The organism is Priestia sp. YIM B13490 (assembly GCF_042787735.1).
GTDB classification, from domain to species: Bacteria; Bacillota; Bacilli; order Bacillales; family Bacillaceae_H; genus Priestia; species Priestia megaterium.
Genome location: NZ_JBHZOT010000035.1, coordinates 1 through 6,605, shown reverse-complemented (window position 1 = coordinate 6,605; position 6,605 = coordinate 1). Strand labels below are relative to the sequence as shown.

6 protein-coding genes are annotated in these 6,605 nt (G+C 33.9%); 5 read left to right on the top strand and 1 reads right to left on the bottom strand.

Going from position 1 to position 6,605, the window contains the following annotated elements; all coding sequences use genetic code 11:
* Positions 1–332 precede the first annotated feature (332 nt).
* On the top strand, positions 333–1,751 hold the full coding sequence (mobV, locus tag ACFX4R_RS29280) for a MobV family relaxase (RefSeq protein ID WP_377571717.1): 1,419 nt from the start codon (positions 333–335) through the stop codon (positions 1,749–1,751).
* A gap of 440 nt (positions 1,752–2,191) precedes the next feature.
* On the opposite strand, the gene ACFX4R_RS29275 is transcribed toward mobV, so the two are convergent.
* Positions 2,192–2,767 carry an MEDS domain-containing protein gene (locus ACFX4R_RS29275; protein ID WP_377558888.1) on the bottom strand — a complete coding sequence of 192 codons (576 nt, stop codon included), beginning with the start codon at positions 2,765–2,767 and terminating at the stop codon, positions 2,192–2,194.
* A gap of 1,261 nt (positions 2,768–4,028) precedes the next feature.
* Here ACFX4R_RS29275 and ACFX4R_RS29270 point away from each other — a divergent pair.
* The 4 genes from ACFX4R_RS29270 to ACFX4R_RS29255 all read left to right on the top strand — a co-directional run bounded on the left by ACFX4R_RS29270 (position 4,029) and on the right by ACFX4R_RS29255 (position 6,431).
* Entirely contained in the window at positions 4,029–4,247 is a 219-nt protein-coding gene (locus tag ACFX4R_RS29270; protein WP_074684462.1) for a hypothetical protein, read from the top strand.
* A gap of 143 nt (positions 4,248–4,390) precedes the next feature.
* Positions 4,391–5,011, top strand: coding sequence for a MarR family transcriptional regulator (locus tag ACFX4R_RS29265; RefSeq protein WP_074684463.1), 621 nt, complete (start codon positions 4,391–4,393; stop codon positions 5,009–5,011).
* A gap of 565 nt (positions 5,012–5,576) precedes the next feature.
* Entirely contained in the window at positions 5,577–6,110 is a 534-nt protein-coding gene (locus tag ACFX4R_RS29260) for a DUF3967 domain-containing protein (protein WP_377571714.1), read from the top strand.
* A 168-nt stretch (positions 6,111–6,278) separates the two neighbouring features.
* Positions 6,279–6,431, top strand: coding sequence for a glycine zipper domain-containing protein (locus ACFX4R_RS29255; protein ID WP_377571712.1), 153 nt, complete (start codon positions 6,279–6,281; stop codon positions 6,429–6,431).
* The last annotated feature ends 174 nt before the right edge of the window (positions 6,432–6,605 follow it).

Genomic DNA, 6,605 nt, shown 5'->3' with positions numbered 1-6,605 from the left:
CTCAAACAAACGCGTTTGTTTGACGCCAACCGGCGAGGGAGCCCCCTCAAAAAAGTGAGGGGGTTGGGGGAGTTTTTAGGATGGGGTTAAGGGGAAGGGTTCCCCTTACAGGTGGTGGACAGGGTCCACGGTCTTAAAGAAAAAGGTCATCCGTGGAGGATGTCTTTTTTCTTTTTGGCGGAGCCAAACACAGGGAGGAACGCCGACCGCCCACCTCGTAGAGCGCGCTCCCAATTTTATCGAAGATGAAAAATTGGTGTAGTGCGTTACACCAAATCTATAGTTGTGGTATGCTTAACCTAGGAACAGTGGTCGGAATAGGGGGAAATAGAATGGCGCAATATGGGATTATCAGAATACAAAAATTCAAAAAAGAAGCAATTACAGGCATACAGAAACACAATCAAAGAGAAGGAAAAGAAAGCAAAAATAAAGACATCGATTCAGACAGAACAATCTTGAATTATGACTTAGTGAACGAGGAGAAAATTAAGTATCACGAAAAAATTAAAGAAATGACCGATGCACGAGTAAAGAGAAAAATTCGAGCCGATGCTGTCCTGATATCAGAGTTCTTTATTTCTGCGAGTCCAGAATATATGAATACGTTGTCTGATGGTCAACAGAAGGTTTATTTTCAAGAAGCCTATGAACATATTGCTGAGAAGTATGGAAGGTGCAATATGTTATATGCGGCGGTACATTACGATGAATCGACACCTCATATGCATGTTGGAGTGGTTCCTATCACAGAGGACGGACGATTAGCTGCAAAGAGCTATTTTCATGGGAGAACGAAAATAAAAGCCATTCAGGACGATTTTCATACCCACATGAGTATGAAAGGCTTCAAGATTGAACGTGGCAAATCAAGTGAAGTAAAACATAAGAGTGTTCATGAGTTTAAGAAAGAAGAACGACAAAAAGAGCTAAATCAATTAGAACGACAACTAGTTTTTAAAGAAAAAGAGATAAATAGAATTGATACATTACGACAAATCAAAGAAGAGGGACCTACCGAATTACGAAGTGATCGACGTATTGAAGAACTTTGGAGTACTTCTTTAAACATTAATACATCTAAAACAGCCTTCGGAGGAAAAGTGAAGCTTGAACAAGGTGATTTTGATGGACTTATGGATTTAACGAAGGATTTGCAAAGTACACTTGTTGCTGAACATCAACGTACCCATGCTTTGAGTCAAGAAATAGATCATAAAAATAAAGAGAATAGGGCTTTAAAGGAACAATTAGAAGAGATAAAGCAAGATTTGAGTGTTTATGTTTCTCATCAAAATGGCGAAGTAGAGAAAGCAAAGAAGCAAATGAGAGAGAAACTTGTGCGTGATTTTTCTGCCGAACAAAAAGAAAATGTAAAAGAAGAGGTTAAAAGAGCACTAGACACCGAATATAAGGCTCATATAAGCCATTTAAGCGATGAATTAACAACCGAAAGACAAAAACACAAATTCACTAAAGAATTGCTTAAAAAGGAAAATGAAGCTTCGGATAATATGTCTGAATATGTAATGAAGATTACACAAGATTATGTTCCTAAAGAGCAGCTTGATAAAGCCAATAAGCAAGTAGATGAATTGAAGAAAGAAAATAATACATTGAAAGCCTGGAAGGAAAAAACCTTAGATTGGATCGATAAGAATGTAGAGAAGATGAAGAAGATCTCATTCTTTCAACATGTTGGTGGAATTCAAAACCGAAATAAAAGACAAGATCAAGAAATGGAAAGATAATAATATAAAATTTAGCTAAGAACAGCAAGCATAAGAGCAATTTGAGTCAACAGGATCTCCTTCAAACTAGAATCAGTACAGGTAGAGTGTTGTTTTATTAAAAATAATAGTTCTCTGTTGAATAATAGGAGTTCGTATCTATTTAACATGAGGTTTCTCCTTTTTTATACAAACTATTTTTTAAAAGCTCTTAGCAAAATAAATAGTTTTATATACACAAAAAAGCCATCTCATTCTATGGGCATTGGCTTTGCATAGAAATGAGATAGCTTTTTTACAGGGTTCGAACGTATAACAATTATCGAAAAGATAGCTGCAAATTAATAGTATCATCTTTTTTCCATAAAAACTATATTTTTCCGTTATAGAATTAAAGGAGTGGTAGCTCTAAAAAGAGAAATAAAAAACGCTTAAGCAATTATACTCAGTGTTCTTTTATTTTATTTCATATCAGTCGATGATGGATATTGTTCAGAGAGGATTAAATCATCTTCTACAAGAACATAAGGGTGTGTTTCCATCAAAATATTCCTAAGGTATTTTGGCATTCTTTCACTTTTATACGCACAAATTAATGGGAAGGATAATTGATTCACAGCGCTATCCACTATCTTTTCAAAATCTTCGATTAGATGCAGAGGATCTTCCATACTACTCCATTCTACATGTGCCCATGATCGAAAAGAAATTCCTTTTTCTAGGTAAGGCTGTACGGTTTTATTAAAGTAATCGAGAATTGCAGGGGGATGATAACTACCACTTGAATAATAGAAATCGAAATTGTTAATACGGTTTATCATTTTCATTTGATCTGTGGTCAATAGTGTTTTTAGTTCGTTATGAATGAAAGGATATAAACGGTCATTTTCAATAATAACAATGCAATCTCCCGCAAAAATTCCATCCTGGATATAATTTACGGCTTGTTTTATATAACTCTCTGACTCGTTATAGGAATACAGTACATGAACACTCTTTTGGTCTTCAAACAACTGATTCATTTTATTTTTGAACACATAATCCCTTCTTTCTTCTATCTCTCTAATTATACTTGGACTATGTAAATTGAATACAGTGGTAATTTTTTTATTTATACTTTATCGTAGCTTAACATATGAATAAAAGGTGCACTTCTTATACATTAGTTTCTTCTCCACCTACTGAGAAAACGTTGATTTATCAACGATGTATAAAAAGCTGCATACTCCGGAAAAAGAATCCTTGGCGGAACCGTTCTGCGACAAGGGTTCTTTTTTTTGGTGTCTTCCGGAAAGAGACATTATGTTAACTAACCTTGTATAGCATATACAGGGTAAAAACAGAAAAAACTCCTCAGGAGGTCAGGAGTTTTTTCTGTTTTTATAGTTTTTACTAAAAGCTTGCCGGCTTCGTGGGTAGTTTGCTCAAGATGTTATTTATTATTCATTTTTATAATTATTAAATAAAAAGAAACAGACTTGTTAGGAAGTCTGCAACTGCAACAAGAAATAAAGTTATTTATATACAACAGGTATTGTATATGATCCAACGAACTTTAGCAGTCTGCCCTGTTGAGGAGATTCTATACTTTATTGACCTTATGTTAACTAAACATGTCTACCATATACTGCGTAAAAAACAGAAAAACTACTGACCATGCTCCAGTAGTTTTTTCTGTGAATAGTGAGTAATTAGAAGTTGTTTTTGAAATCATATATTGACCTCTGGATTAGTTTGTTCAAGTTAGTAAGAACTCATGTATAGAAAAGAGAAAAACCTACTGAACATAGACAGTAGGTTTTTCTTTTAGCTTATTCATAGTACACAATGAAGGATTGAAAATGAACATCTCTCCATCTTTTCAATAGTGTGCTCAATTAGGATATAAATCATTCACATAAATGTTTCATCAGCTATGAAACATTTATGTATAGAAAATGATACATCATGTATCAAAAGCAGGCTTAAGCCTGCTCCTATAGCCTTAAAGGCTAATATATAGTTAAGAAAGACATATTAGTTTTATAGTTTTTCACTTGGGTCCATGATAAGACTCTCCTATTTTTTGAGAGCAACCCATGTTATAATTAACTTGTATATGTTTTCACATGGGGTGTTTCTCTGTCAGGAGAAATGCCCTTTTGTTATTTAGTTTGGACTTGCTGTATCTTGGTTGAGAAACAATATGCATTTCAATTGTATTTCAAGTGTATTTTTAAAATGTATTTCAATTGTATTTAACTATTGATATAATGATATCATAACATAAAAGGTTTAAAATGGTAAGGGAGGATCGTTGTGTCTAAAATAGCTCGTACTTATAGATTATCACCAGAGGGAATAAAAAAGTTTGAATTGATCGTTGCTATTCATAATGAATTACAACAAGTTCGATTTAAAACAAAGTTGTCACAAGCTGATGTACTTGAACAAATGGTAGAAGAACATTATCAACGTTTGATTATGGATGTAGGTCCAAATTTCTTGGAAGAAGTAAAAAAGAAAATAGAGAAATGAACATAAGAAAAGCCCCCGAGTTTTAGCGGACCAGAGGGCTTTTCTTGAAAAATGAGAAGGAGTTAACCTTCTGTCTTTTATAATTTATTAACTTTATTTTAACACAGAACGGTTAATTCCTGCTATAGGAGAGGGATTAACATATGAAAAAAAGAAAATTCAAAATTGATTTTACAGATGCAGAACAAAATGCAAGATTAAGAGACTTAGAAGTTGAAAAAGAAAAATTCAAGGAAGACCACCATGGAATAGAGCAAGAAGAAGTAAATCAAGCGATGGAAACGTTAAGTAAAGCGACAGGGAAAGATATATATATCGGTACTAAACGTTCTCCTAAATCAAAAGTAAAATTTGCCCAATTCATTCAAGATAATTGGGATTATGCGTTGGAAAATAATTATTTCACAGATGAACAAATGCTATTTTTACTTCGTGTTCAAAGATATATGCAATTTAAAAGTAATTGTATCGTAGATGATATTCACTCCAGAAGTGCAGTACCATTGACACAAAAAGCTATAGCTCAAAGACTAAAAACTAGTGCCCCTAAGGTTAGTAGAATTGTAAATGAGTTAGTTGATAAAGGAGTAATCGTTAAAGCTCAAGGACAAAAAATGGAAGGCAACAATGCACGTACATATGCTTTGTTTATTAATCCAAATATTATTTATAGTGGTGAACGGGACAACATAGAGACGACTCTAAAAGCTCTTTTTGCTAACTCAAAACCATTGTTTAAAAAATTTCCAGTAACTCTTTTTTAAGGGTTACTTTTTTTATATTTTCGTAGTTATCTAATTCGGTAACTATAGTTATCTAATTCGGTAACTACGAAAAACCCTACAAACCCTTGATATTATAGGGTTTTCTCATGTAGTGAGGGGCAATTTACTCTCACTCTCTATTTAAGGGCTATTTTCCATACAAGGTTCGAGTAGTATTTTTTAAGAAAATCACTTAAAAAATCTCCACTCTTTTCTCCTTGCATTTCAAATTTCGGCAGGTGAGGGCATATCGCCAAGCCGACCATACCCAAAACGAAGTTAATCATGATCGGCTTGGACTAGCAATTGTACCTGCCGAACCGCCAGAGCAATCGTCCTAAAATATCTCTTACCTTAAATTTTAAATAACGTAAAAGGGGACTAGTCCCCAAACCCCTAGCCAGCACTCCACCCCAAAACGAAGTCAAACATCAAATTAATTAATCATTTATCAATTGATTAGATAGGAATTTCTCAAACATTCGACGAAAATGTACATAGTTTCTTAATGAGTGATTAGTAATCAATTAATTAATTCGACTGATTAATTAAGGAGTGAGTTTGTATGATGGATTGGATGAATATTAATGAGATTTCAAAAGTTATTGATACACCTGCTCCAACTGTAAGAAGATATATTCAAAAACATCAAGCTTTTCTAAATACTAAGAAGCAAGGTAAAAAGATCTTATTACACCCTGATTCAATAGAACTCCTGAAAAAAATCAGAAAATGGTATGTAGTTGATAACATGATTGATATTGAAATAGATAATAAGCTTAAAACCAGTGGTTACAAGGCTGTTATTGATGTTGAATCAATCAATCATGAATCAATTGAACAAGAATTGAACTCTTCTTCTTTAGATTTTGTGAAAGTTATGTTTAAAGAACAAAGAGCAATTAATGAGCAACTTATAGAGAATAACAAGTTATTGGTTGAAGAAATAAAAGAAATCAAACAGAGTTATAAAGAGAGCGAAAGTAAAAGAGAACAAAGGGATCTAGCTTTGATGGAGATTGTACGATCGATGCAAGAAACAAAAAAATCAATCGCTGCCTCAGAAGAAAAAAAGAAGTGGTGGGAGTTTTGGAAATAATGTAATTTCGTGGGGAATAATGTCGGGAATTTGAGAATAAACATGTAGCATACATAGAGATAAGACCGCCTTATAAACTGATACATAATGGGCGGTCTTTGTTATGAGTATTCTCTAAGTTCGAATAAAGCTTATAATTGATAATTTCTAAGAAAGAGGGGATATTTTTTGTCTGATGATAAAAAAAGGAGGATAACAATAGGAATTGGAATATGTATAGGCTTGGCATTCGGGGCCATTTTCGGTTTACTTTTTAATAATCTTATTTTAGGCCTTGGAATAGGTGGTGCAGTAGGATTAGCAATTGGGTTGGGCAAGTGAACAAAAGAGTTTTATAAGGAATAAGAGTACTATATTCCGCGATTGTCAATGGTAAGCGGACCGTAGGGAGCATTAAGGAATTGATAATCTCTCCACACCAAGACCCTCTTGGCACTCAAACAAACGCGTTTGTTTGACGCCAACCGGCGAGGGAGCCCCCTCAAAAAAGTGAGG

What these genes read in the sequence shown, in the direction of transcription:
- mobV (WP_377571717.1), top strand. Translation starts at nt 333, where the DNA reads ATGGCGCAATATGGGATTATCAGAATACAAAAATTCAAAAAAGAAGCA.
- ACFX4R_RS29265 (WP_074684463.1), top strand. Translation starts at nt 4,391, where the DNA reads ATGAAAAAAAGAAAATTCAAAATTGATTTTACAGATGCAGAACAAAAT.
- ACFX4R_RS29260 (WP_377571714.1), top strand. Translation starts at nt 5,577, where the DNA reads ATGATGGATTGGATGAATATTAATGAGATTTCAAAAGTTATTGATACA.